The sequence below is a fragment of the Comamonas sp. GCA5 genome, from assembly GCF_036541385.1.
Classification (GTDB): domain Bacteria; phylum Pseudomonadota; class Gammaproteobacteria; order Burkholderiales; family Burkholderiaceae_C; genus Comamonas; species Comamonas aquatica.
In genome coordinates this window covers 39,769-63,711 of record NZ_JAZHFR010000014.1, presented here as the reverse complement: position 1 = coordinate 63,711, position 23,943 = coordinate 39,769, and the positions used below count along the sequence as shown (strand labels likewise).

21 protein-coding genes and 4 pseudogenes are annotated in these 23,943 nt (G+C 65.9%); 18 read left to right on the top strand and 7 right to left on the bottom strand.

All coding sequences use genetic code 11. The features are described from left to right. Window positions 1-112 (top strand): annotated as a pseudogene (locus SJH88_RS05710) (IS5/IS1182 family transposase); the annotation flags it as partial. A 211-nt stretch (window positions 113-323) separates the two neighbouring features. On the opposite strand, the gene SJH88_RS05705 reads toward SJH88_RS05710, so the two are convergent. Continuing rightward, window positions 324-599 (bottom strand): hypothetical protein, encoded by a 276-nt coding sequence (locus tag SJH88_RS05705; protein WP_274753857.1) that lies wholly within the window; start codon window positions 597-599, stop codon window positions 324-326. A gap of 8 nt (window positions 600-607) precedes the next feature. Next, entirely contained in the window at window positions 608-1,180 is a 573-nt protein-coding gene (locus SJH88_RS05700) for a 5-formyltetrahydrofolate cyclo-ligase (RefSeq protein ID WP_274753856.1), read from the bottom strand. A gap of 14 nt (window positions 1,181-1,194) precedes the next feature. On the opposite strand from SJH88_RS05700, the gene SJH88_RS05695 reads away from it, so the two are divergent. Beyond that, the gene (locus tag SJH88_RS05695) at window positions 1,195-3,180 is read left to right on the top strand and encodes a lytic transglycosylase domain-containing protein (protein WP_274753855.1); all 1,986 of its coding nucleotides are present in this window, start codon (window positions 1,195-1,197) and stop codon (window positions 3,178-3,180) included. A gap of 43 nt (window positions 3,181-3,223) precedes the next feature. Here SJH88_RS05695 and SJH88_RS05690 read toward each other — a convergent pair whose 3' ends face one another. Continuing rightward, window positions 3,224-4,084 (bottom strand): MBL fold metallo-hydrolase, encoded by an 861-nt coding sequence (locus SJH88_RS05690; protein ID WP_420921721.1) that lies wholly within the window; start codon window positions 4,082-4,084, stop codon window positions 3,224-3,226. A gap of 85 nt (window positions 4,085-4,169) precedes the next feature. Then, window positions 4,170-5,890: pseudogene (locus tag SJH88_RS05685) on the bottom strand (AMP-binding protein). Window positions 5,891-6,107: 217 nt separating this feature from the next. On the opposite strand from SJH88_RS05685, the gene SJH88_RS05680 reads away from it, so the two are divergent. The 10 genes from SJH88_RS05680 (at window position 6,108) to SJH88_RS05635 (ending at window position 14,951) form a co-directional block, all read left to right on the top strand. Further along, complete coding sequence (locus SJH88_RS05680; protein ID WP_042417951.1) at window positions 6,108-6,590, top strand: Lrp/AsnC family transcriptional regulator; 483 nt, start codon at window positions 6,108-6,110, stop codon at window positions 6,588-6,590. A 344-nt stretch (window positions 6,591-6,934) separates the two neighbouring features. Beyond that, on the top strand, window positions 6,935-7,645 hold the full coding sequence (locus SJH88_RS05675; protein WP_274753853.1) for a GNAT family N-acetyltransferase: 711 nt from the start codon (window positions 6,935-6,937) through the stop codon (window positions 7,643-7,645). A 115-nt stretch (window positions 7,646-7,760) separates the two neighbouring features. Continuing rightward, window positions 7,761-8,645 (top strand): HlyC/CorC family transporter, encoded by an 885-nt coding sequence (locus SJH88_RS05670; protein ID WP_274753852.1) that lies wholly within the window; start codon window positions 7,761-7,763, stop codon window positions 8,643-8,645. A 2-nt stretch (window positions 8,646-8,647) separates the two neighbouring features. Then, window positions 8,648-10,213 (top strand): apolipoprotein N-acyltransferase, encoded by a 1,566-nt coding sequence (lnt, locus tag SJH88_RS05665; RefSeq protein WP_274753859.1) that lies wholly within the window; start codon window positions 8,648-8,650, stop codon window positions 10,211-10,213. A gap of 172 nt (window positions 10,214-10,385) precedes the next feature. Next, window positions 10,386-10,910, top strand: coding sequence for a bifunctional 3-hydroxydecanoyl-ACP dehydratase/trans-2-decenoyl-ACP isomerase (fabA, locus tag SJH88_RS05660; protein WP_043383086.1), 525 nt, complete (start codon window positions 10,386-10,388; stop codon window positions 10,908-10,910). Next, window positions 10,907-12,127, top strand: a complete 1,221-nt coding sequence (gene fabB / locus SJH88_RS05655) for a beta-ketoacyl-ACP synthase I (RefSeq protein WP_042417934.1) — start codon at window positions 10,907-10,909, stop codon at window positions 12,125-12,127. The genes fabA and fabB overlap by 4 nt, the downstream gene beginning before the upstream one ends. Window positions 12,128-12,227: 100 nt before the next feature. Beyond that, complete coding sequence (locus SJH88_RS05650; RefSeq protein ID WP_274753851.1) at window positions 12,228-12,788, top strand: D-glycero-alpha-D-manno-heptose-1,7-bisphosphate 7-phosphatase; 561 nt, start codon at window positions 12,228-12,230, stop codon at window positions 12,786-12,788. A gap of 57 nt (window positions 12,789-12,845) precedes the next feature. Continuing rightward, the gene (locus SJH88_RS05645) at window positions 12,846-13,619 is read left to right on the top strand and encodes a lysophospholipid acyltransferase family protein (RefSeq protein ID WP_234686977.1); all 774 of its coding nucleotides are present in this window, start codon (window positions 12,846-12,848) and stop codon (window positions 13,617-13,619) included. Next, window positions 13,616-14,368 (top strand): M48 family metallopeptidase, encoded by a 753-nt coding sequence (locus SJH88_RS05640; protein ID WP_274753850.1) that lies wholly within the window; start codon window positions 13,616-13,618, stop codon window positions 14,366-14,368. The genes SJH88_RS05645 and SJH88_RS05640 overlap by 4 nt, the downstream gene beginning before the upstream one ends. Before the next feature lie 154 nt (window positions 14,369-14,522). After that, the gene (locus SJH88_RS05635; protein WP_274753849.1) at window positions 14,523-14,951 is read left to right on the top strand and encodes a rhodanese-like domain-containing protein; all 429 of its coding nucleotides are present in this window, start codon (window positions 14,523-14,525) and stop codon (window positions 14,949-14,951) included. Window positions 14,952-15,089: 138 nt separating this feature from the next. On the opposite strand, the pseudogene lysM reads toward SJH88_RS05635, so the two are convergent. Then, window positions 15,090-15,568: pseudogene (gene lysM / locus SJH88_RS05630) on the bottom strand (peptidoglycan-binding protein LysM). 182 nt (window positions 15,569-15,750) lie between these two features. Between lysM and SJH88_RS05625 the strand changes: the two are divergent. The 5 genes and pseudogenes from SJH88_RS05625 to rfbC all read left to right on the top strand — a co-directional run bounded on the left by SJH88_RS05625 (window position 15,751) and on the right by rfbC (window position 20,059). Then, complete coding sequence (locus SJH88_RS05625; RefSeq protein WP_274753848.1) at window positions 15,751-16,524, top strand: type III pantothenate kinase; 774 nt, start codon at window positions 15,751-15,753, stop codon at window positions 16,522-16,524. Window positions 16,525-16,598: 74 nt separating this feature from the next. After that, window positions 16,599-17,669: a dTDP-glucose 4,6-dehydratase gene (gene rfbB / locus SJH88_RS05620; protein ID WP_274753847.1), complete on the top strand. Its 1,071-nt coding sequence runs from the start codon at window positions 16,599-16,601 to the stop codon at window positions 17,667-17,669. Continuing rightward, a pseudogene (gene rfbD, locus SJH88_RS05615) lies at window positions 17,666-18,555 on the top strand (dTDP-4-dehydrorhamnose reductase). The gene rfbB and the pseudogene rfbD overlap by 4 nt, the downstream one beginning before the upstream one ends. Before the next feature lie 65 nt (window positions 18,556-18,620). Beyond that, window positions 18,621-19,508: a glucose-1-phosphate thymidylyltransferase RfbA gene (gene rfbA, locus SJH88_RS05610; RefSeq protein ID WP_274753846.1), complete on the top strand. Its 888-nt coding sequence runs from the start codon at window positions 18,621-18,623 to the stop codon at window positions 19,506-19,508. Beyond that, entirely contained in the window at window positions 19,505-20,059 is a 555-nt protein-coding gene (gene rfbC, locus SJH88_RS05605) for a dTDP-4-dehydrorhamnose 3,5-epimerase (protein WP_210929531.1), read from the top strand. Before rfbA ends, rfbC begins: the two co-directional genes overlap by 4 nt. Window positions 20,060-20,190: 131 nt before the next feature. On the opposite strand, the gene SJH88_RS05600 is transcribed toward rfbC, so the two are convergent. Together SJH88_RS05600 and SJH88_RS05595 are read right to left on the bottom strand one after the other, a co-directional pair. Then, complete coding sequence (locus tag SJH88_RS05600) at window positions 20,191-21,339, bottom strand: TFIIB-type zinc ribbon-containing protein (RefSeq protein ID WP_274753845.1); 1,149 nt, start codon at window positions 21,337-21,339, stop codon at window positions 20,191-20,193. 112 nt (window positions 21,340-21,451) lie between these two features. Further along, on the bottom strand, window positions 21,452-22,582 hold the full coding sequence (locus SJH88_RS05595; protein WP_274753844.1) for an SPFH and helix-turn-helix domain-containing protein: 1,131 nt from the start codon (window positions 22,580-22,582) through the stop codon (window positions 21,452-21,454). Between the two features lie 356 nt (window positions 22,583-22,938). On the opposite strand from SJH88_RS05595, the gene glyQ reads away from it, so the two are divergent. Then, window positions 22,939-23,877, top strand: coding sequence for a glycine--tRNA ligase subunit alpha (gene glyQ / locus SJH88_RS05590; protein ID WP_274753858.1), 939 nt, complete (start codon window positions 22,939-22,941; stop codon window positions 23,875-23,877). Window positions 23,878-23,943: the final 66 nt, after the last annotated feature.

The following is a 23,943-nucleotide window of genomic DNA, read 5'->3' as shown; positions in this document are numbered from 1 at the left end:
TGCGTGGCTGGACAAGAACAGGAGGCTATGGAAGAACTGCGAGCGGCTCTTGAACACCAGCCTGCAGTTCGTCCACTTGGCTTTCCTGGCCCTACTGCTCAGGAGATCGTAAACACGTTCTTAGCCCTTAGCCCTTAGCCCTTAGCCCTTAGCCCTTAGCCCTTAGCCCTTAGCCCAGGGGTGGCGCGTCTGATGGACATGCCCGGCACCTTCCGCGTGCCGTTGGGGTAAGAAGACAACTGCTCATTTTCAGGAGCTGTCTGCGCACGCTGTCCAAGCGTTTGCAGATGTTTTATATCTGCATCGCAAGGCAGGCGCGCGCGTCACGCTTCCTTTTTTGAACGGGGCCGCAGTCCGGCCTGGGCGGCGCGGGTTTGCGCCACCATGTCGGCCATCCAGGCCTGGCTTTCAGGCAGGGCGAACAGGAAGTCCCAGATGGCGTCGTGCTGGCGCGGCGTCAGGCTGTGCGGGCCGTGGCGGCGCATGTGGCCTTGCAGGCGCTGTACCTCGGGGCGGGTCAGCGGCAGGTGCATGGGGGTCAGGGGCGGGCGCGATTGCAAACGGCGCTGCGGGACGGATTTTTGCTTGCGAACGGGCATACCAACAGTCAAACAGGCCAGACCACGCCGTTGTCGTTCAGGATGGCATCCAGCGGCAGGTCGTGGGATTCCGGCAGGAAATCTTCAATGAAACCCTGGGTGAAGCCCAGCCCCACCGTGTGCGGTGCGGGGCGCAGGCCGGCCAGGGTGCGGTCGTAAAAGCCCCCGCCATAGCCCAGGCGGTAACCGCCGGGGCCGTAGCCCACGCAGGGCACGAACAGCAGGGTGGGGGTGATCACCTCGGTGTCCTTGGGCTTGGGAATGCCGTAGGCATCCTCCTCCATGGGACAGCCAGGGTGCCAGGCATGGAAGCGCATGGTCTTGGTGACCTTGTCGATCACCGGCAGGCCGATGCGGCGGCGCTGGGGCTTGTCCAGCAGTTCGCCGTCCTCCTTCCAGCGGTGCAGCACGGGCAGGGGGTCGAACTCGCCCTTGATCGGCCAGTAGGCGCCGATCACGGTGTCCGGACGGTCCACCAGCCAGATGCGCATGACACGTTGCAAATCGTCCGCGCGCTGTAGGCGATCCACCATAGTGAGGCGTTGCTGTACCAAGGTGCGTCGAAGGGCCGCTTTGTCCATCACATAATTCCTCTATGCCATTGCACAAGATTCTGACACCGCTTTGCGCGGCCCTCGTTTTTAGCGTTCCAGTTTTCTCGGCCGTTGCCCAGACCGCCGCGGGCGACAACGTGTTGCTGCAGATGCAGGAAGCGGCGCGCAAGGGCGACAAGGCACGGCTGGCGGCCCTGCTGCCCCAGACCGCCGGACACCTGCTGGAGCCCTGGGCGGCCTACTGGGAATTGAAGGCCCGCCTGGAAACCTCGAACCAGGCCGAGGTCGATGCCTTCCTGCAGCGTTGGCGCGGCACCTACCAGGAAGACCGTCTGCGCAACGACTGGCTGCTGCTGCTGGGGCAGCGCCGCCAATGGTCCGACTTTGCCCGCATGCTGGCCGATTTCCGTATGCAGGACGACCGCGAGGTGCGCTGCTACGACATGGCTGTGCAGACCATCGAGCGCCGCCAGCCCGAGCATGCCGCCCAGGAGGTGGTGCGCCTGTGGCACGCCCAGCGCGATGCCGACGACGGCTGCACCTATGCCGCCAGCGAGCTGTACGCCATCAAGCAGCTCGACGAGCTGGCCGTGTGGAAGCGTGCGCGCCTGTCTGCCGAGCAAAACCGCCAGACCGGCACGCGCCGGGCCGTCACCATCGTGGCGCCGGATGCGCTGTCGCACCTGACCGAGGTGTTTGCCTCGCCGGCCAAGTACCTGGCGGGCACCAGCAAGGTGCGCGGTAACACCCGGCGTGAACTGGCTGTGCTGGCGCTGGTCCGCATGGCCAGCACCGACCCCGACCAGGCCGCCAACCTGATGGACAGCCGCTGGGCTGCCCAGCTGCGGGCCGAAGAGCGTGACTGGGTTTGGGGCGTCATCGGCAAGGTCAGCGCACGGCGCCTGGACAGCAATGCGGTGGCCTACTTCGACAAGGTGGGTAAGCCGGAGCGCATGTCCGACGAGTCGCAGGAATGGATGGTGCGCGCCAACCTGCGGGCCGGGCAGTGGCACACCGTGCGCAAGACCATCGATGCCATGCCGCCAGCATTGCAGGCCGACAGCGCCTGGGTCTACTGGAAGGCCCGGGCCCTGCTGAACGATCGCCGCGGCAGCGAGGTCGAGCGCGCCGAGGCCCAGCGCCTACTGCAGAGCATTGCCAGCGTGAAGGGTTTCTACGAAAAATTGGCGCTGGAGGACCTGGGCCAGGCCGTCACCGTGCCGCCCGCCCCACAACCGCTGACGGCACAGGAACAGGCGGCCGCAGCCAGCAACCCCGGCCTGCAGCGTGCGCTGTATGCCATCCGTATCGGCCTGCGCAGCGAGGGCGTGCGCGAGTGGAACTACAGCGTGGGCCTGCATGTGCCGGGCGGCATGAACGACCGCGAGCTGCTGGCCGCGGCCGATCTGGCCTGCAAGGCCCAGGTCTGGGACCGCTGCATCAACACCAGCGAACGCACGCGCGAAGCCATTGATTGGAAGCAGCGCTTCCCCATGCCCTTCCACGACGCGGTGATCGCCAAGGCCAACAGCATCGGCCTGGACCCGGCCTACGTCTACGGGCTGATCCGCCAGGAAAGCCGCTTCATCATGGATGCGCGTTCGCACGTCGGGGCCTCGGGCCTGATGCAGGTGATGCCGGCGACCGCCAAGTGGACGGCGCGCAAGATCGGCATGACCGACTTCCAGCCGCAGATGATCAACGACCGCGATGTGAACATTACCATCGGCACGTCCTACCTGAAGCTGGCGCTGGACGACTTCGAGGGCTCTATGGCCATGGCCGCCGCCGGTTACAACGCCGGCCCGGGGCGCCCGCGCAACTGGCGCAACGGCCCGGTGTTGGAGGGCGCCATCTGGGCGGAGAACGTGCCGTTCACCGAAACGCGCGACTACGTCAAGAAGGTGCTGTCCAACACCACCAACTACGCGGCCATGATCACTGGCCGCCCGCAGTCGCTGAAGGCGCGCCTGGGCACGGTGGGGCCCAAGGTGACCACGGCCGAGTACAACCCCGACCTGCCCTGAGCGCCGTTGGGCCCCAGCCTCACGGCGTGGGGCCTGTGCGGTCTCAGCGGTTGAGCAGCAGCGGGGTGCCGTCGCGCACCTCCAGCGCGGCGGCCTGGCTGGCCACCAGCTCCTGCACCAGGGTCTCGACCCACTGCGCGGGGGACTGGGCGTCAAAGTAGTGGGCGTGCAGCAGGCCCAGGTAGGGTGTCTGCCGGCACCAGGCGTGCACCTGGTCCAGCGGCAGCTGCTGCCACTCCAGCAGCTTGTACTTGAGCAACACTTTGGCGGCGTAGCGGGCATGGCGCTCGGGCTGGGCGATGAAACCCTGCAAACGCTGGCGCGCCCGGGCCAGGGCCGCGGCCACGTCGGTGAACAGCGGGCCGTGGCCGGGCAGCACCAGGGCGGGCTGCAACTGCTCGATCACGTCCAGTGTGGCGGCCACTTCGGCAAACGCCTGCGCCCCTTCGATTTCTGGAAACACCACACCAAAGCCGTGCTCCCACAGCGCATCGGCAGAGATCAACAGCCGGCGCTCGGGCTCGAACAGCACGATGGAGTGCGGGTCATGGCCGGGCGCGGCGTGCACCTGCCAGGGCCGTCCGCCCAGGGTGACGGTGCTGCCGGGCAGCAGCACACCGTCGGCCCGAAAACGGGGGCAGGACTGGCCGGTGGGGGTGTAGCTTAGGGCCACGGGGTCCCAGTCCTGCACCTGGGCGGCCTGCCCCGGTGCAATCCAGGTCTGCACGTCCGGCCAGCGCGCCTGCAGGGCGGCATTGCCGCCGCAGTGGTCGCTGTGCAGGTGGGTGTTCAGGAGGTGGGTGAGCGGCCGCGTGTCCAGGGTGCTGGCCACCAGCTCCACCGTCTGCTCTGCATGGCTGCAGTAGCCGGTGTCCACCAAGGCAGCATCGTCGGGGCCCAGCAACAGAATGTTGTTGGCCGAGAGCCAGCCGCGTTCGAAAAAAACATGCCGGGCCACAGGCCCGGCGTGGTCGAGTCCTGGGGCATGGCTAGTGGGGGGCGGTCTCGGGGCGGGGGGCTGGTGCGGGCGCTGCCGTGGGGCGCAGCTCGCGGCGCAAGATCTTGCCGACGTTGGTCTTGGGCAGTTCGTCGCGGAACTCGATGTACTTGGGCCGCTTGTAGCCCGTGAGGTTGTCGTGGCAGTAGCGCAGCAGGCGCTCCTCGGTCAGCGTGGGGTCGTTCTTGATGACGAACACCTTGATGGCCTCGCCGGAGTGTTCATCCGGAACGCCCACGGCGGCGCATTCGACCACGCCGGGGCACAGGGAGATGACGTTCTCCAGCTCGTTCGGGAAGACGTTGAAGCCGCTGACCAGGATCATGTCCTTCTTGCGGTCGATGATCTTGAAGAAGCCCTGCGCGTCCATCAGTCCGATGTCGCCGGTGCGCATGAAGCCATCGGCGGTGAAGGCCTTGGTCGTTTCCTCGGGCTGGCGGTAGTAGCCCTGCATGACGTTGGGGCCGCGGATGCAGATCTCGCCGTGCTCGCCCTGCGGCAGGGTGTTGCCGTCATCGTCCTTGATGGCCAGGTCAATCCCGGGCAGCGGCAGGCCAATGGTGCCGCTGAAGCGGGTGGCGTTGACCGGGTTGTTGGTGCCGATGGCGCAGGTCTCGCTCATGCCCCAGCCCTCAATCATGGCCTTGCCGGTCACTTTCTGCCATTCGCGGGCCGTGCCTTCGGAGGCCGCCATGCCGCCGGCCTGGGACACGGCCAGTGCCGAAAAGTCCAGGGCGCGGAACTTGGGGTTCTGCAGCAGCGCGTTGAACAGGGTGTTCACGGCCGGCAGGGTGTGGAAGGGGCGCTTGCGCAGCACCTCGACAAACTTGGGGATGTCGCGCGGGTTGGGAATCAGGCTGAGGCTGGAGCCCTGGCGCAGCGACAGCAGCAGCAGGGTCAGCGCGAAGATGTGGTAGAGCGGCAGTGCGGCGATGCCGTGGATCTTGCGCATGTCGCTTTGCCCGGCGTAGGCCGGGGCAAACCAGGCCTCGGCCTGCAGCGTGGCGGCAATGATGTTGCGGTGCGTCAGGATGGCGCCCTTGGACAGGCCGGTGGTGCCGCCGGTGTACTGCAGGAAGGCGATGCTGTCGCCGTTGACGTGGGGCTTGCGCAGCTGCAGGCGCGCACCGCGCGCCAGGGCTTGCTTGAACGGGGTGACGCTGCGGCCGTCCAGGGGCAGCTCGTAGGCGGGCACCATCTTGGCCAGGTGGCGCACGGCGAAGGTGATCCAGTGGCCGTACCAGAAGCCCAGCAGGTCGCCCATGGAGGCCATGCACACGTGCTGGATCGGGGTGCGCGGCAGGACGTCGGCCAGCGTGTGCGCGAAGTTTTCCAGGATGATGATGGCGGTGGCGCCGGAATCCTTGAGCTGGTGCTCCAGCTCGCGCGCCGTGTACAGCGGGTTGACGTTGACGCAGGTGTAGCCGGCACGCAGCACGCCGGCCATGCTGACGGCGAACTGCGGGATATTGGGCAGCATGATGGCCACGCGGGCGTCGGGCTCCAGGTGCAGGCTTTGCAGCCAGGCGCCCAGGTGCCGCGAGTGCTGGTCCAGGTCGCGGTAGCGCATCCATACGTCCATGCAGGCCGTGAAGGGCTGGTCGGCATTGGTCCGCAAGGATTCCTCCAGCAGTTCCACCACCGAGGGGTAGGCCTCGGGGTCGATGGCATGGGGCACCCCGCGGGGTAGTGGTTGAGCCACGGACGATCCATATCAGCGCCTTTCTGTCTGAAAACCACAATCAAGATGCAGAGCCCATTGTTGGAGGGGCGGCTGCCGCCCCGGGATGGGGCTTTTCCTAGGAACGCGGGCAAACCAGGGGGTGGGTTGGCCTGGACGCTCAAGAAAAATGCGTGCAACGTGCGGTTTCCGCAAATATCGTGGCACAACCCGCCTGTCTCCGTGGTGGGGTGCATAAAATCTTCCGACATGAGCACAGAACACACCCTCGATAAGCTGGACCGTTCCATCCTGCGTCGTCTGCAGGAAAACGGCCGTGAGACCTATGACGTGATCGGCGAGCAAGTCGGCCTGTCGCCCAGCGCCGTGCTGCGCCGGGTCAAGCGTCTGGAGGAAGCGGGGGTGATCGAGCGCTACGTGGCCCTGGTGCCGCCGGAAAAGGTGGGCCTGGGGCTGACGGCCTATCTGAATGTGCGCCTGGAAAAGAGCACCGAAATTCACAAGCGCAACCCCATGGATGCCTTCAAGCAGAGCGTGCAGAACTGGCCCGAGGTGGTGGAATGCGCCTCGCTGACCGGGGACATGGATTACCTGCTGCGCGTGGTGGTGTCGGACATGCAGCACTACAGCCGCTTCATCATGGAAACCCTGCTCAAGCACCCCAGCGTGGCCGACTGCAAGACCAGCTTTGTGCTGGACCGCGTCAAGGCGACCACGTCGGTGCCGGTCTGAGCTTCTAAAAGCAGAGCGCTAGGCGCTGGCTGCATCAGCGATTCAGATGTATATCTGATTGAATCGAAGCTTGAGCAAGCGCTGGCAGCTACGTTTTTTGCAAGTGGCGCCGCAACTCGCCACCACAGCACCGACCGGTGCTGTTTTTTTGTGGTGCAAATGCTGCGCAGCGGTCGCCAGAATGACAGCCGCTTGCCCATGCGGGTACACAGTGCATGTGTTTTATGTTGCAATGCAGCAATTAAGCGTAAACCCTAGGTTTGTGCGCCGCCTGGGAAACACCGCTGTGGATGTGGCGCGCGATGCCTGAAAGAATGTGCCCAGCCGCACAGGACTTTTGACCCATGACCGAGCCTCTCCGTTGGATCACTGCCCCTTGGAAAGCCAGCCAGCAATGGCTGCGCAAAGCCGCGTCGGCCCGCAGCGTGCCGACCCTGGTGCCCATCCGTGAACTGTCCGCCCGCCACCGCGATCGCATCCGTGCGCACCTGCTCAAGCTGGACCCCAGCGACCGCTACCTGCGCTTCGGCTACGCCGCAAACGACGAGCAGGTCAAGCGCTACGCGGACAACCTGGACTTCGATCGCGACGATATCTTCGGCATCTTCAACCGTCGGCTGGAGCTGATCGCCATGGCGCACCTGGCCTATACCGACCTGGCGCACCACAGCAACTGCGCGGAATTCGGGGTGTCGGTGCTGAAGACCGCACGGGGGATGGGCCTGGGCACGCGCCTGTTCGCCCGCGCCGTCCTACATTCGCGCAACCAGGGGGTGGAGATGATGTTCATCCACGCGCTGAGCGAGAACACCGCCATGCTCAAGATCGCCCGCAACGCCGGCGCCCGCGTGCAGCGTGACGGCACCGAGTCCGAGGCCTACCTGCAGCTGCCCGCCGCCGGGCTGGACACCCATGTCTCCGAGCTGTGGGACAACCAGGTGGCCGAGGTGGACTACCAGCTCAAGAAGCAGGCCAAGCAGTTCTGGTCCATCCTGGCTGACGTGCAGGAAATCCGCCAGGACGTGCGCGAAGGCCGCCACAAATCGGCGCAGTAAGCCCTGTTCCCCGGGACCGCGCCGCCTAGGCGCGCGGCACCGAGGTTGGAGGCCCGCAGTGAATCCGCTATCCTTGGTGCCCTCTCCACAACTGCATGTCCTGCACTGAACGTCTGTGTCAGACCCGCACCCTGCGCGCCACCCGGAGCGCGAAGACAAGCGCAGCTTTCTGCAAAAGATTGTCGAATTCATCCACCCGGGGCTCGACTCCAAGGATGAACTCATCGAAACCCTGGCCGAAGCCGAGGACAACGAAGTCATCGGCACCGAGGCCCGCGTGATGCTGGAGGGTGTGATCCGCATGGCGGACCGCACGGCCACCGACATTATGGTGGCCGCCCCGCGCATCGACGTGCTGGACATCCACGCCCCCTACGACGAACTGCTGGGCCAGGTGATCCGCACGGCGCACTCGCGCTTCCCGGTCTACGAGGGGGAGCGGAACAACATCATCGGCATTCTGATGGCCAAGGACCTCCTCAAGCTGCAGCGCTCGCCGTCCTTGAATCTGCGCTCCCTGTTGCGCCCGGCGATCTTCGTGCCGGAGACCAAGGGCCTGTACGACCTGCTGCGCGAATTCCGCACCAACCGCAACCACATGAGCATCCTGGTCGATGAGTTCGGCAAGGTGTCGGGCCTGGTGACCATGGAGGACGTGCTGGAGGAAATCGTCGGGGAGATCGAGGACGAGTTCGACATCCCCGAAGAACACGGTGACATCTTCGCCCTGGCCGACAACACCTACCGCGTGGCAGGGCACACCCCGCTGGAGCGGCTGGCCGATGCTTTTGGGGTGCGCTTCGACCAGGAGGCCCAGGCTGAAGACTTCGAAACGATTGGTGGCTGGGTGAGCCATGCCATGGGGCGCCTGCCCAAGCGTGGTGAGTCCTGGGAGGTGGCCGGTCTGCAGTTCGTGGTGTTGCACGCCAAGGGCGGCGCGGTGCGCTGGTTCCAGGTGCGGCGCAGGGACGATGGAACGACGGAAAGTGTGAGCGAATGACGATGGCGCGGGCCCATGGGCTCTCTTTCAGGGCACCTGCCCGACCCGCCTGGGGGTGGTGGTGCGGGGTGCTGCTGGCCGGTGGGCTGCAGGCAGCAGCCCTGGCCTGGCCTGGCAGCGGACAACCGCTGTGGTGGCTGCAAATCCTGTCACTCAGCCTGCTGTGCCTGGGAGTGCAGCGCGCGCCCAGTGCCCGGCAGGCGGCATGGCGCGGCTGGCTGTTTGCCACCGCCTGGCTGTGCGGCACCTTCTGGTGGCTGTTCATTTCGATGCATACCTATGGCGGCCTGCCGGCGCCCCTGGCGGTGCTGGCCGTCCTGGCGTTGGCCGCCTTCCTGGGCAGTTACTACGCCGTGGCCGCCTGGATCTGGCGCCGCGCGGACTGTGCCGGATGGCGCGCCGTGCTGTTGTTTGCTGCGTGCTGGACCATCGCAGAACTGGCGCGTGGCACCTTGTGGACCGGTTTCCCCTGGGGGGCGGGCGGCTACGCCCATGTCGAGGGCCCATTGTCGGTCTGGCCGCGCTGGCTGGGGGTCTACGGCACCGGTGCGGTGGCTGCCGCCTTGGCGATGGCGCTGGTCCAGGTGGCACCGCTGTGGCAGCGCACCCGGGTGTTGCTGGGCGTGGGCGCAGTGGCGCTGGGCCTGTGGGCGGCTGCCGCCTGGGTGCAGCAGCAGGCCCAGGCTGTGCAGGGGCGCGCACCGGTGTCGGTGGCCTTGCTGCAGGGCAATATTCCGCAGGATGAAAAATTCATTCCGAGTGGCGGCATTGCGCGGGCTTTGGAGTGGTACGGGCTGCAACTGCTGCAAAAACCTGCAGCGCTGGTGGTGGCGCCCGAAACGGCGATTCCTGTACTGCCCCAGCAATTGCCGGCGGACTATCTGGCCGCCATCTCGGCCCCCTACCGGGAGCCGGGCAGCCCTTCTGCCGCCCTGATCGGCATGCCCTTGGGGAGTGAAACGCAGGGCTATAGCAATGCGGTGGTGGGTTGGGTGCCGGGGGAAATGACAGAATATCGGTACGATAAGCACCACTTGGTGCCCTTTGGCGAGTTCGTGCCGCCCTTGTTCCAGTGGTTCGTCCGCATGATGGACATCCCCCTGGGGAGTTTTGCCCGCGGCAGCGTCGGGCAGGCGCCGATGGCGTGGCATGGCGAGCGCTGGGCCCCGAATATCTGCTACGAAGACCTGTTTGGTGAAGAACTGGGGGCGCATTTCAGCCAGGCTGCGACCGCCCCCACCGTGCTGGTCAATGTGAGCAATATTGCGTGGTTTGGCGACAGCATTGCGGTGGAGCAGCATTTGCACATCAGCCGCATGCGGGCGCTGGAGTTCGAGCGTCCGATGCTGCGTGCCACCAATACCGGGGCCACCGTGGTGATCGATCACCGGGGGGCGGTCACGGCTTCGCTACCGTCGCACACCCAGGGGGTCCTGGTCGCCGAGGTGCAAGGGCGCGATGGCGTGACGCCGTTTGCCTTCTGGGTCTCGCGCCTGGGTTTGTGGCCGCTGTGGCTGGGCTGTATGGCGGTGGTGGTCTGGGGTGCCAGACCGCGCAGAAAAAATTGAGCAAACAGGGTGTGATTGACACGTTGTGCGGAGTTTGCAGGGACTTTCGGCCGAGAAACGGCCTGTGAACTTCCATAATGTGCGGCTGTACGCCGCGCATGTATAAACTCCTGCGATTACACACACGAGAAACCAAGCAGTGGCAAATGCCACTGCCAAGCAAGTTAGACAAATGGCTGATTCTTTTTCCTACGAACAACTGATCGCTTCCGGTGAGGGTAAGTTGTTCAAGCCCGACAGCGGGCGTTTGCCCCTGCCTCCGATGCTGATGTTCGACCGCATCACGCACATCGATACCGACGGTGGCGCGCACGGCCTGGGCAAGATCGTGGCGGAGCTGGACGTGAACCCCGATCTGTGGTTCTTCAAGTGCCATTTCCAGGGCGACCCCGTCATGCCTGGCTGCCTGGGCCTCGATGCCATGTGGCAGCTGATCGGCTTTTACCTGACCTGGCTGCAACTGCCCGGCCGTGGCCGCGCGCTGGGTGCCGGCGAAGTCAAGTTCACAGGCGAAGTGGGTCCGAATGTGAAGCTGGTGCGCTACGAGATCGACATCAAGCGCGTGATCAAGCGCAAGCTGAACATGGCGATTGGGGATGCACGTTTGCTGGCCGACGGCCAGGAAATCTATGTGGCCAACGATCTGCGCGTGGGGCTGTTCCTGCGTGAAGGCGACGGCCAAGGGACAGCGGCATGAAAAAGCGCGTAGTCATCACGGGCGCGGGCATTGTCTCGTGCATTGGTAACGATCTGGCCACCGTAGAGACCTCCCTGCGGGAAGGTCGCTCTGGCATCAAGGCCATGCCACAGTTCACCGAACTGGGCATGCGCAGCCAGGTTGCCGGTATTCCCGAGATCGACATCGAAGCGCGCATTGACCGCAAGCAGCTGCGTTTCATGGGCGATGCGGCAGCTTATGCCCAGATCGCTCTGGAAGACGCGATTGCCCAGGCGGGCCTGACGCCCGAGATGGTTAGCCATCCGCGCACTGGTCTGATCATGGGTTCGGGCGGCGGTTCGCCGGCCAACCAGATCGAGGCGGCCGATACCCTGCGCGAGAAGGGCATCCGCCGCGTGGGGCCGTACCAGGTCACGCGCTGCATGAGTTCCACGGTCTCGGCCTGTCTGGCGACCAACTTCAAGGTCAAGGGCATCAACTACTCCATCACCTCGGCCTGCTCCACCTCGGCCCACTGCATCGGTGCCGCGGCCCAGCAGATCGCCTGGGGCATGCAGGACGTGATGTTTGCCGGCGGCGGTGAAGAGCTGTCCTGGGGCATGTCCCTGCTGTTCGACGGCATGGGCGCCATGTCCAGCAAGTACAACGAGACGCCCGAGAAGGCCTCGCGTGCCTACGACGCCCATCGCGATGGCTTTGTGATCGCCGGCGGCGGCGGTGCCGTGGTGCTGGAGAGCCTGGAGCATGCGCTGGCGCGCGGTGCGACCATCCTGGCCGAAGTGGTGGGCTTTGGCGCCACCAGCGATGGCGAAGACATGGTGGCGCCTTCGGGCGACGGCGCCATCGCCTGCATGAAGCAGGCCATGGAAACTGTGGATGGTCCTATCGACTACATCAACACCCATGGCACCTCGACCCCGGTGGGCGACATGCAGGAAGTGCGCGCGATGCAGGTGCTGTTTGGCGACCAGGTGCCACCTTTCTCGTCCACCAAGTCGCTGACCGGCCATTCGCTGGGGGCGACCGGTGCGCAGGAAGCCATCTACTGCCTGATCATGCTGAACAAGGGCTTCATCGCCGGGTCCGCCAACGTGGACACGCCCGATGACAGCCTGGGCGCCATGCCGCTGGTGACGAAGACGCGCGATGCGCAGCTGACCACGGTGTTGTCCAACAGCTTCGGCTTTGGCGGCACCAATGCCAGCCTGGTGCTGCGTCGCTGGACGGGGGCCTAAAGCTGCACCATCATAGAAGCGGCGCGCACGGGCGGCACAAGCTGTGGCCCGTGGCGCCGCTGGCAGTTGCCCTCTCTCACGTTTGCTGCGATTCACACCTATGAAGCTGGCCATCCTGGATCGGATCGGGACCCTCCATGCCGAGGGCGAGGATGCACTTGTCCCTCTCAAGGACTGGCAGCCCCAGCCCGGCGTGCTGGAGGCGATTGCGCAGCTTAACCGGGGTGGCTGGCACGTGGCGCTGGCCACCAACCAGCCCGGTCTGGGGCGTGGGAGCTTCGATGTGACGGAACTCAACGCCCTGCATTTGCGCATGCAGCGCGAGCTGGCGGCGGTGGGTGCCCGGGTCGAGGCTGTGTTCTTCTGCCCGCACACCCCCGACGAAGCCTGCCAGTGCCGCAAACCGGCACCCGGTTTGCTGCAGCAGATCGCCAGCCGCTATGGGGCTGAACCCCACCAGGTGTGGGTCATCGGCCAGGACGCTGTCCACCTGGAAGCCGGCGAGGCGATGGGCGCCCGCCTGGTGTGGGTGGGCACCGATGCCGCCCAGACTGTTATCCCCCCCGTGGCGCAGCCGGTGGCCTGCTACCCAGACTGGGCCGCGGTGGCGGATGCGCTGGCCCCGGATGCCCAGGCGTCGCCCCCCTTGCAGGTGGCATGAGACCGGATTGCAACCGTTTGGCAACGCCGGCCTCTTTGCATTTTTAGGATTGTTCCCATGTCATTTCTGCGCTCCCTGGTCCACATGCTGTGGATGGGCATCACCGTCATCCCCTACACGCTGCTGATCTTGCTGGTGCGTGTGTGCGGCGGCTCGCCGGCGGCCCGCTGGACGATTGCGCGCGCCTGGCTCAAGCTGAGCGTGGACAGCGCGGGCTGGTTCTGCGGCGTCAAGTACCGCGTGCAGGGCATGGAGCACCTGCCCACCGACCCGCAGCAGGGCGTGGTGCTGCTGTGCAAGCACCAGTCCACCTACGAGACCTTTCTGATGCCGGCCATCATGCCGCGCGCCTTGGCCTATGTGTTCAAGAAGGAGCTGCTGAGCATTCCCTTCTTCGGCTGGTCCATCGGCAGCCTGGACATGATCCACATCGACCGCAAGCACGGCTCGCGCGCCTTCCACAAGGTGGTGGAGCAGGGCAAGCGCCTGCTGGCCCAGGGCATCTGGGTCATCATGTTCCCCGAAGGCACGCGCGTGGCGCGTGGCGAAGTGGGCGAGTACAAGACCGGCGCCACGCGCCTGGCCATCATGACCGGTGTGCCCGTGGTGCCGATTGCCGTCACCTCGGCCAAGTGCTGGCCGCGCAAGTCCTTCGTCAAGACCCCTGGCGTGGTGGATGTCTCCATCGGCCCGATGATCCCCAGCGCGGGGCGCAAGCACGAAGAGCTGATGGAAGAGGTGCAGGCCTGGATCGAAGGCGAGATGCGCCGCCTGGACCCCGCAGCCTACCCTGCGGCACTGCCCGACAGCTCCAGCACGCCCACCACTTGAACGCTCCGGCATACGCCCACCCGCAAGCCACGCACACCGTCCCTCTGGGCGGTGCCCGCGTGGCTTATTTGCTGGTGCGCAGCCGTCGGCGCAGCATCGGGCTGGAGGTGGGGGCCAGCGGCCTGACCATCCGCGCGCCCTTGCGCGTCAGCGTGGCTCAGATCGAATCCGCCCTGCAGGACAAGGCCCAGTGGGTGCTGGACAAGCTGGCCGCCTCGGCCCTGCGCGTGCAGCAGACCCCGCAGGTGGACTGGGGCCAGGGCGCGCAGCTGCCGTATCTGGGCGGGCTGCTGACCTTGCAGTTGCACCCGGCAGCCGCGCGCGGCTGTGAGCTGCTGGCCGTGGGCGAGGGGCGCTGGGTGTTGCACGTGCCGCTGCCGGTCGATGCGCTGCCCGCCAGCGTGCGCGGCCAGGTCCATGCCTGGTGGTTGCGCCATGCGCGCCTGCTGTTGACACAGCGTCTGCAGCGCTTCGCCCCGGACTTGGGCGTGCAATGGCGCAGCCTGCGGCTGACGAATGCGCGCACCCGCTGGGGCAGTGCCAAGCACGACGGCGGCATCATGCTGAACTGGCGCCTGCTGCACTTTCGCCTGCCGGTGCTGGACTATGTGGTGGTGCACGAGCTGTCCCACCTGCGCGTGATGGACCACAGCCCGCGTTTCTGGGCGGTGGTGGCCACGGTGTGTCCGGACTACACCCGCCTGCGTGCCGAGCTGCGCCAGCAGCCGATTCCGGAGTGGGATCTGTAAAAAGTGAGCGCTTGGCGCACGGTTGGCTAAGCTTTGAAAGCTATTTGTATTTGAAGTCATCGTTGGGTAGGCGCAAGCAGCTATGCTTTTTGCTGCGCCTGGATTGGCAGCCCATGCCCGCTGTGCCACACTGGCGGGCAGTTTTTCCCCAAGGATGGCCATGACCACACCCCAAGATTTGACCGTGATTCCCGCTGCCGCCTATGCCGGCGATATTCCGGCAGCGCTGGCCTGGCAGTGGGTGCAGGCCGGTTCGGCCGTGCTGGTGGATGTGCGCACGGACGCCGAGCGGGCCTGGGTGGGCCAGGTGCCCGGTGCCGTGCCGGTCGAGTGGAAGCAATGGCCCGGCATGGCCAACAACCCACATTTCGACGCCCAGTTGCAGGCGGCGGTGCCGCCGGGCGGCAAGGTCGTGCTGCTGTGCCGCAGCGGCGTGCGCTCGGTGGCCGCAGCCACGCGGGCGGCGCAGTTGGGCATCGAGGCCTACAACATCCTCGAGGGTTTCGAGGGCGACATCGACGCCAACGGCCACCGTGGCCAGCTCGGCGGCTGGCGCAAGCAGGGCCTGCCCTGGCGCCAGTGACCAGGGCATGAGCGGCCGTGCAAGGCGGCCCCTTTCCCGTTGCGAGCGCGTTGTGCGGACGTCTCTGGGACGTCATGGCATGACCCCATGCATGCAAAAAGGCGCCCGAGAGCGCCTTTTTGCTGGGAGTACCGACGGTCACAGCGCCGGAATGCGCAGCTTCTGTCCCGGGTAAATCTTGTCCGGGTGGGACAGCATGGGCTTGTTGGCCTCGAAGATGGCGGGATACTTGTTGGCATCGCCGTAGTACTTCTTGGCAATCGCCGACAGCGTGTCGCCGCGCACCACGTCGTGGTACTGGGCCTCGGGCTCCGGCTGGGTCACGGTCATCTGGTTGTCCACGGCGGTCACGCTGGCCACGTTGCCGCAGCACAGGGTGACCTTTTCCTTGATGGCCTGGGTGGGGGCCTCGCCGGTCACGGTGACCTTGCCCTGGTTGCCGTCGTAGTGCACTTTGAGCTGGCTGACGCCCAGCTTCTGCACCCCGATGTAGGTTTCAATCGCCGCTGCCGCCTTGGCATTCAGCGCCTCCTGGGAGGTGTCGGGCGCGCGGCGTGGGCATCCTTGCCGCCGAACAGCTTTTCGCCGGCTTCCTTGATGAAACTGAACAGGCCCATGCGTGTACTCCTGAAAAAGGGTGGGGATGGAACTGGCACTGTAGCGGCAAGGTGCGGGGGGACTGGGTCAGACCGTTCCTACGTGGAATTTTTTGACAATCTGTGGCGTGCCATGGGCGGGTGAAGGGCTGAATCGCCAAAAGCACAGAGGTGGCCGGGCAAAAATCTTGATAATGCCGCCCATGACTTTTTTGGCCATCGATATCGGCAACACCCGCTTGAAGTGGGCGATGTATGACTCTCCCCGTCACGGCGCGGCCTTGCTGGCGCATGGCGCGGAGTTTCTGGAGCACATTGAGCGCCTGGCGGAAGGCCCCTGGAGCAAGCTGCCGCCGCCGACGCGCATGCTGGGCTGCGTGGTGGCCGGCGAGACTGCGCGCCGCCGGGTGCACGATCAGATGGAGCTGATGCTGGGCTGGGAGGTGGAGCCGCGGTGGGTGGTGCCGGCGCTGCAGGAGGCGGGCGTGACCAATGGCTACGACCATCCCTCGCGCCTGGGCGCCGACCGCTGGGTGGCCATGATCGGGGCGCGCCACCACATCCTGCAGCGTGGCAATGAGCGGCCCCTGATCGTGGTCATGGTGGGCACGGCCGTGACGGTGGATGCCCTGGATGCCCAGGGCCACTTCCTGGGCGGGCTGATCCTGCCGGGCCACGGCATCATGCTGCGCGCGCTGGAAAGCGGCACCGCCGGCCTGCATGTGCCGACCGGATCGGTCACCCCGTTTCCCAGGAACACCAGCGATGCGCTGACCAGCGGCGGCACCTATGCGATCGCCGGGGCGGTGGAGCGCACCTACCAGCACTTGTACCTGCACTGCAGCATGGAGCCGGCCTGCATCATGGCCGGTGGTGCGGGCTGGAAGATGGTGCCCAGCATGACGCGCCCGTTTGAGCTGGTGGACAACCTGATCTTCGAAGGCCTGCTGGTGATGGCGCAGCAGCGCTGGGGCTGAGGCCGGCAGCGCCAGGGGGATGGCGGCTGTCCGATAATGCAGCCTCTGTCTTTTGCAACCCTGGACCCTCATCCATGATTTTTGTCACCGGCGGCGCCGGCTTCATTGGCGCCAACTTCGTGCTCGACTGGCTGGCCACCACGGGCGAGCCCGTGGTCAACATCGACAAGCTGACCTATGCCGGCAACCTGGAGAACCTGGCGTCGGTGCGCGATGATGCGCGCCACAGCTTCGTCCAGGCCGACATCGGTGACAGCGCCGTGATCGCGCAGCTGCTGGCCCAGCACCAGCCGCGTGCCGTGCTGAACTTTGCGGCGGAAAGCCATGTGGACCGCTCCATCCACGGCCCGGAAGATTTCATCCAGACGAATGTGGTGGGCACCTTCCGCCTGCTGGAGGCCGTGCGTGCCTATTGGAGCGGTTTGCCGGCGGACGCCAAGTCGGCCTTCCGCTTTCTGCACGTGTCCACGGACGAGGTCTATGGCACGCTGGGCGCCACCGACCCGGCCTTCACCGAATCGCACAACTACGAGCCCAACAGCCCGTACTCGGCCAGCAAGGCGGCTAGCGACCACCTGGTGCGCGCCTGGCACCACACCTATGGCCTGCCGGTGCTGACCACCAATTGCAGCAACAACTACGGCCCGCTGCATTTCCCCGAAAAGCTCATCCCGCTGATGATCGTGAATGCCCTGGCGGGCAAGCCCCTGCCCATCTATGGCGATGGCCAGCAGATCCGCGACTGGCTGTATGTGCGCGACCATTGCAGCGCCATCCGCCGCGTGCTGGAAGCCGGCCGGCTGGGCGACACCTACAACGTCGGGGGCTGGAACGAGCAGGCCAACATCGACATCGTGAAGACCGTGTGTGCCCTGCTGGACGAGCTGCGCCCGCGCACCGATGGTCAGTCCTACGCCGAGCAGATCCGCTTTGTGCAGGACCGCCCTGGCCACGATCGCCGCTATGCCATCGATGCGCGCAAGCTGGAACGCGAGCTGGGCTGGAAGCCCGCCGAAACCTTCGACACCGGCATCCGCAAGACTGTGCAGTGGTACCTGGACCACCCCGAGTGGGTGGCCCACGTGCAGTCCGGCAGCTACCGCGACTGGGTGCACCAGCAGTACAGCGCGCAGGAGCCGGCATGAAGATCCTGCTGCTGGGCTGCGCGGGCCAGGTTGGCTGGGAGCTGCAGCGCAGCCTGGCGGTGCTGGGCGAGGTGGTAGCCCTGGACCGCCGCAGCACCGCGCTGTGCGGCGACATCGGCCAGCTGCAGGCCCTGGCGCAGACCGTGCGCACGGTACGCCCGGACGTCATAGTCAATGCCGCGGCCCACACGGCCGTGGACCGCGCCGAAGGCGAACCCGAACTGGCCCGCCTGCTGAACGCGGCGGCCCCGGGCGTGCTGGCGCACGAGGCACGGGCCCTGGATGCCCTGCTGGTGCACTACAGCACCGACTATGTGTTCGATGGCAGCGGCACGGCGCCGCGTGACGAACAGGCCCCGGTGGCGCCACTGTCGGTGTACGGCCAGACCAAGCTGGAGGGCGAGCAGGCCATTCAAGCCAGTGGCTGTCGGCATCTGATCTTTCGTACCAGCTGGGTCTACGCCGCGCGCGGCGGCAACTTTGCCAAGACCATGCTGCGCCTGGCCCAGGAGCGCGAGCGGCTGACGGTCATCAACGACCAGTGGGGGGCCCCACGGGCGCAGACCTGCTGGCCGATGTGACGGCGCATGCCATCCGCCATGTGCAGCGCCACCCCCAGGACCAGGGCCTGTACCACTGCGTGGCCGGCGGCGCGACCACCTGGCATGCCTACGCCGATGAGGTCATTGACCAGGCGCGGCAGCTGCGCCCGGACCTGCACTGGCCGGTGCGCGAGGTGGCGCCGGTGCCGACCAGCGCCTTTCCCACACCGGTGCGGCGCCCGGCCAATTCGCGGCTGTCGTCCGATAAGCTGCAGCGTACGATGGGCCTGTACCTGCCGCCGTGGCAGCAGGGCGTGGCCCGCATGCTGCGCGAGATTTTGTAGTAAACCGTTAAAACCGGCTCCAGCCCTGATCCAGCAAGCGCTGATAGCTCCTTATTTTTTGAACCATGACCACACCACGCAAAGGCATCATTCTGGCGGGCGGCTCGGGCACACGCCTGCATCCGGCCACGCTGGCCATCAGCAAGCAACTGCTGCCGGTCTATGACAAGCCCATGATCTATTACCCGCTGAGCACCCTGATGCTGGCGGGCATCCGCGACATCCTGATCATCAGCACCCCTCAGGACACGCCGCGCTTCACGCAGCTGCTGGGCGACGGCAGCCAATGGGGCCTGAACCTGCAGTACGCCGTGCAACCCAGTCCGGACGGGCTGGCCCAGGCCTTCCTGATTGGCGAGCAGTTTCTGGATGGCGCACCCAGCGCCCTGGTGCTGGGCGACAACATCTTCTATGGCCACGACTTCCAGAAGTTGCTGCGGGATGCGGATGCGCAGCAGACCGGCTCGACCGTGTTTGCCTACCACGTGCAGGACCCCGAGCGCTACGGCGTGGCCGAGTTCGATGCCCAGGGCCGCGTGCTGTCGCTGGAGGAAAAACCGAAGGTGCCCAAGTCCAACTACGCGGTGACCGGCCTGTACTTCTATGACGCGCAGGTGGTGGAGCTGGCCAAGTCCCTCAAGCCCTCCGCGCGCGGCGAGCTGGAGATCACCGACCTGAACACGCTGTACCTGCAGCAAGGCCAGCTGAATGTGCAGCTCATGGGGCGTGGCTATGCCTGGCTGGACACCGGCACGCACGACAGCCTGCTGGAAGCGGGGCAGTTCATCGCCACGCTGGAGCAGCGCCAGGGCCTGAAGGTGGCCTGCCCCGAGGAGATCGCGTTTCGCAGCGGTTGGATCGATGCCGCCCAGCTGGAGCAGCTGGCCCAGCCGCTGCTGAAGAACGGCTATGGCAAGTACCTGGTGCAATGCCTGAAAGGCAGCATGCGATGAAGGCCACGCCCACCCGCATTCCCGACGTCATGGTGGTGGAACCCAAGGTCTTCGGGGATGCCCGCGGCTTCTTCTACGAAAGCTTCAACCAGGCGGCGTTCAATGCCGCCACGGGCACGGCGTTCACGTTCGTGCAGGACAACCACAGCCGCTCCAGCCAGGGTGTGCTGCGCGGCCTGCACTACCAGTTGCCGCCGCACGCCCAGGGCAAGCTGGTGCGCGTGGTGCGTGGTGCGGTCTGGGACGTGGCGGTGGACATTCGCCAGGGTTCGCCCACCTTCGGTCAGTGGGTGGGTGAAGAGCTCACCGAATACAGCCACAAGCAGTTCTGGATTCCGCCGGGCTTTGCGCACGGCTTCGTGGTGCTCAGCGAGAGCGCGGATTTCCTGTACAAGACCACGAACTACTACGCACCGCAGGCTGACCGGGGCATCGCCTGGAACGACCCGGACCTGGACATTGCCTGGCCGAACCTGGGCATGGACTTTGTGCTGTCGGACAAGGACCGGCAGCAGCCGGCCTTGCGGCAGGCCGAGGTGTTCACGCTGTAAGAGGCATCCAGCGCGGCGCACACGCGCCTCGGGCGACGTGGTGCGTCCTCGTGCCGCTGGGCCACCACTCCTTCCAGGGCTGCCGTGGCAGCCTTTGGGCTGTGCGGGGCGACGGCGGGGGTGCCACGCCGTCAGGCGTTCTGGGCCACGCTCCACACCAGCATGGCGACGATCAGGGCGGCCACCACGGCCAGGGCGATCTTCACCCAGCTGTAGGGCCGCTCGCCGGCGATCGCACCGGTGTAGCCATTCGCCACGATCTGGTAGTTCTGGCTGCCGTAGGTGTAGCCCACCAGCCACACCGGCACCAGCACGTGCTTGAAGGTGCGGCCGCTGTACGTGCGTTGCACCTGCAGGTTGCGGTAGGTGTCGCCAGGGATCTGGCGTGCGCACAGGGCGCGCACCTCGGCGTCCATGTCCTGCTCGTTGCGCTGGGCGGCCTTGCGCAGGTCCACCTGGTAGCGTTCCACCGTCCAGCCGCGCACGAATTCGGGGGTGTAGGGCTGCAGGTCCGTGGTGGTGGGAAAGGGCTCGACCTGGCGCAGCAGTTCGGTGTGCACGCCCACGGTGCCTGGCACCAGGGCATCGTCGAAGAAGTGGCGCAGGCTGCCGGAGGCCGATTCCCAGCGCACATGGCGCACCTCGCGCGTCTGCGTGTTGCCGCTTGCGTCGCGGTAGGTCTCGGTGGTGTAGTAGTAATAGCCGGCCTCGGCCTGCCAGCGGGCGCTGACGTGGGCGTCAAACGTCCAGTAGGGCAGGTAGACGCCGTGCAGCGTGTCCGTCAGCGCGGCGTGCTTGAGCTTGTTGGGCGCAAACCAGCGGCTGCCGTACCACTGGCGGATGCGGTCACGGATCTGGCCGTCGCTGACCTTGAAGGGCAGGATGCTTTGCGGCGTGATGGCGTCGCTGCGTTCTTCGTGCGCGACGATGGATGGTGATCCGCAGAAGTCGCAGCGCTGGGCCACGCGCCCGTCGACGAAGACTGAAATCGCACGGCAATTCTGGCATTGCACTTCGTAGCGCTGCGGCCCCCAGCCGCGCCCGTTCTGCGGGTTGCGCAGGGCCTCGGCCAGGTCCTGTTCGACCACGGTCTGGCCCAGCTCCTCGCGCAGCTCCTCGCTCCACGGCACCACGGTGCCGCAATACGGGCATTTCAGCGATTGCGCGCGGGCATTCCATTCCAGGTTGGCGCCGCACTCCGGGCAGGGGTGCTTGCCCACCATGGAGGGCGGGGCCGCATCAGGGGCTGCAGTGTAGGCAGAGGCGGGGGTATCGGTCACGGCAGGATGGCCACAGGGCGCGGAAAACAGCGGGGGCACCGCGCAGGGCGGGCCGCCACGCTGCGGTTCACGATAGGAACGCCGCGCAGCGGCAGTGCGGTGCAGGGTGGGCTCAGCCCTGGAGGAATTCGTCCAGGGCGGCCTGCGCAATGCGCCAGTTGGCGCCGATCTTGCGGCCCTTGAGGTGGCCGGCCTCCAGCTCGGCCAGCACGTCGGCCACGTCCACGCCCAGCAGTTGGGCGGCCTGCTCTGGCGTGTAGACCTGCAACGCCGGGGCAGCACCGGCTGGCATGGCCTGGGCAGCTTGGGCGGCCTGGGCCGCGGCGGGCGAGAAGGCATCGTGCGCCCCCTGTGCCCCCAAGGCCGGCTGGCCGGCAGCCGTCGCGGGCTGCTGCATCTGTTTCATCATCTCCTGGGCCATGCCAAAGCCCATGGCCATGGTGGCCGGCATGGTGGCTGCTGCCGCGCCTTCGCCGCCGCTGGCCATGGCCTGGCCCATCTGGTACTTCACATAGTCGTTGAGGTTGCCGATGGCGCCCATGCTGGAGCGTTTGTCGATGGCCTGTTCCACCTCGGGCGGCACGGAGACGTTCTCCAGCACAAAGCTGGTCACCTCGATGCCGTACTTCTCGACCATCGCCGGGTTGATGATCTGCACCAGCGCCTGGCCCAGGTCGCCATAGCGCGTGGCCACGTCCAGCACCGGCACCTGGGCCTTGGCCAGGGCCTCGGTGAAGACGCTGACGATGCGCGAGCGCATGGTGTCGGCAAACTCGTCGATGCGGAAGTTCTGGTCTGTGCCCGCCACTTCCTTGAGGAACAGCGCGGGCTGCACGATGCGGAAGTCGTAGGTGCCGAAAGCGCGGATGCGCACCACGCCAAAGTCCTTGTCGCGCATCAGCACGGGGTTGGAGGTGCCCCACTTGTTGCCCGTGAACAGGCGCGTGTTGATGTAGTAGACGTCGCACTTGAAGGGCGACTGGAAACCGTACTTCCAGCCCAGGATGGTGGACAGCACGGGCACGTTCTCGGTGCTCAGCGTGTGCTTGCCGGGGCCGAACAGGTCGGCGTACTGGCCGGCGGCCACGAACTGCACCTGCTGCGATTCGCGCACGATCAGCTGGGCGCCGTTCTTGATTTCCTTGTCGTCGTCCGGCCAGCGGTAGGAGAGCGTGTCGCGCGAGTCATCGGTCCATTCGATGACCTCGATCAGTTGGTTCTTGATGATGTTGAACAGGTTCATGCCACGCCTCGCCCGCAGGGTTACAGGAAAAAGATGGAAAACATTGTAGGGGCCGGATACACCGCCCCTGGCGGGGGCGTTTTCAAAAAATGTAGCTGTTTGCGTACGTCTGCCGCGTGTTTTGAAGTCATTTCGATTGAAAACCTTCGAAAAACAAGCGCTATCAGCTCACTTTTTGATGCAAGCCGGCCTGCCGGGCGCTGCACCGCCGAGGCCGGCTGCGTCAAACCCCGGCCCGCGGGCCTAAAATCGCTGTTTTGCGCGCCCGTGCGCGGCACCCCGCGTGCCCGTTGGCCGAGCGCATCCACACCGACCCCAACGCGCCCGCGCCGCGCACCAAGACACCTTCTGAAGTCATGCTGACCTTCCAACAAATCATTCTGAAACTGCAGTCCTACTGGGCCGAACACGGCTGCGCACTGCTCCAGCCCTATGACATGGAAGTCGGCGCCGGCACGTCGCACACCGCCACCTTCCTGCGCGCCATCGGCCCCGAGCCCTGGAAGGCCGCCTACGTGCAGCCCAGCCGCCGCCCCAAGGACGGCCGCTACGGCGAGAACCCCAACCGCCTGCAGCACTACTACCAGTTCCAGGTGGTCCTCAAGCCCGCGCCCGACAACATCCTGGAGCTGTACTTGGGCTCGCTCGAAGCCCTGGGGTTCGATCTGAAGAAGAACGACATCCGCTTCGTCGAAGACGACTGGGAAAACCCCACGCTGGGCGCCTGGGGCCTGGGCTGGGAAGTCTGGCTCAATGGCATGGAAGTGACCCAGTTCACCTACTTCCAGCAGGTCGCTGGCATCGACTGCAAGCCCGCCACGGGCGAGATCACCTACGGCCTGGAGCGCCTGGCCATGTACCTGCAGGGCAAGGAATCGGTGTACGACCTGGTCTACACCGACGGCCTGAGCTACGGTGACGTGTTCCACCAGAACGAGGTGGAGCAGTCCACCTACAACTTCGAGCATTCGAATGCCGAGTTCCTGTTCAGCGCCTTTGCGGCCCACGAAGGCACGGCCAACCAGCTGATCGACGCGCAACTGGCGCTGCCTGCGTATGAGCAAGTCCTCAAGGCTGCCCACACCTTCAACCTGCTGGACGCGCGCGGCGCCATCTCGGTGACCGAACGTGCCGCCTACATCGGCCGCATCCGCAACCTGGCGCGTGCCGTGGGCAAGAGCTACCTGGACAGCCGTGCGCGCCTGGGCTTCCCCATGGCCCCCAAGGCCTATGCCGAGGAAGTGCTGGCCGAGCTGGCTAAGGCCGCCGAGCAGCAAGCCAAGAAGGCCGCCTGAGCGCGTCGTGCGCCCCGTGTCCATCGATTAACGCATTAATTGGCTGTTAGCCCTTATCCAGTAAGC

Coding starts and splice junctions, on each gene's coding strand:
- SJH88_RS05705 (WP_274753857.1), bottom strand. CDS start 599: ATGCCCGTTCGCAAGCAAAAATCCGTCCCGCAGCGCCGTTTGCAATCG.
- fabB (WP_042417934.1), top strand. CDS start 10,907: ATGAAAAAGCGCGTAGTCATCACGGGCGCGGGCATTGTCTCGTGCATT.
- lnt (WP_274753859.1), top strand. CDS start 8,648: ATGGCGCGGGCCCATGGGCTCTCTTTCAGGGCACCTGCCCGACCCGCC.
- SJH88_RS05645 (WP_234686977.1), top strand. CDS start 12,846: ATGTCATTTCTGCGCTCCCTGGTCCACATGCTGTGGATGGGCATCACC.
- SJH88_RS05595 (WP_274753844.1), bottom strand. CDS start 22,582: ATGAACCTGTTCAACATCATCAAGAACCAACTGATCGAGGTCATCGAA.
- rfbB (WP_274753847.1), top strand. CDS start 16,599: ATGATTTTTGTCACCGGCGGCGCCGGCTTCATTGGCGCCAACTTCGTG.
- glyQ (WP_274753858.1), top strand. CDS start 22,939: ATGCTGACCTTCCAACAAATCATTCTGAAACTGCAGTCCTACTGGGCC.
- SJH88_RS05680 (WP_042417951.1), top strand. CDS start 6,108: ATGAGCACAGAACACACCCTCGATAAGCTGGACCGTTCCATCCTGCGT.
- fabA (WP_043383086.1), top strand. CDS start 10,386: ATGGCTGATTCTTTTTCCTACGAACAACTGATCGCTTCCGGTGAGGGT.
- SJH88_RS05700 (WP_274753856.1), bottom strand. CDS start 1,180: ATGGACAAAGCGGCCCTTCGACGCACCTTGGTACAGCAACGCCTCACT.
- SJH88_RS05635 (WP_274753849.1), top strand. CDS start 14,523: ATGGCCATGACCACACCCCAAGATTTGACCGTGATTCCCGCTGCCGCC.
- SJH88_RS05695 (WP_274753855.1), top strand. CDS start 1,195: ATGCCATTGCACAAGATTCTGACACCGCTTTGCGCGGCCCTCGTTTTT.
- SJH88_RS05625 (WP_274753848.1), top strand. CDS start 15,751: ATGACTTTTTTGGCCATCGATATCGGCAACACCCGCTTGAAGTGGGCG.
- SJH88_RS05650 (WP_274753851.1), top strand. CDS start 12,228: ATGAAGCTGGCCATCCTGGATCGGATCGGGACCCTCCATGCCGAGGGC.
- rfbC (WP_210929531.1), top strand. CDS start 19,505: ATGAAGGCCACGCCCACCCGCATTCCCGACGTCATGGTGGTGGAACCC.
- rfbA (WP_274753846.1), top strand. CDS start 18,621: ATGACCACACCACGCAAAGGCATCATTCTGGCGGGCGGCTCGGGCACA.
- SJH88_RS05675 (WP_274753853.1), top strand. CDS start 6,935: ATGACCGAGCCTCTCCGTTGGATCACTGCCCCTTGGAAAGCCAGCCAG.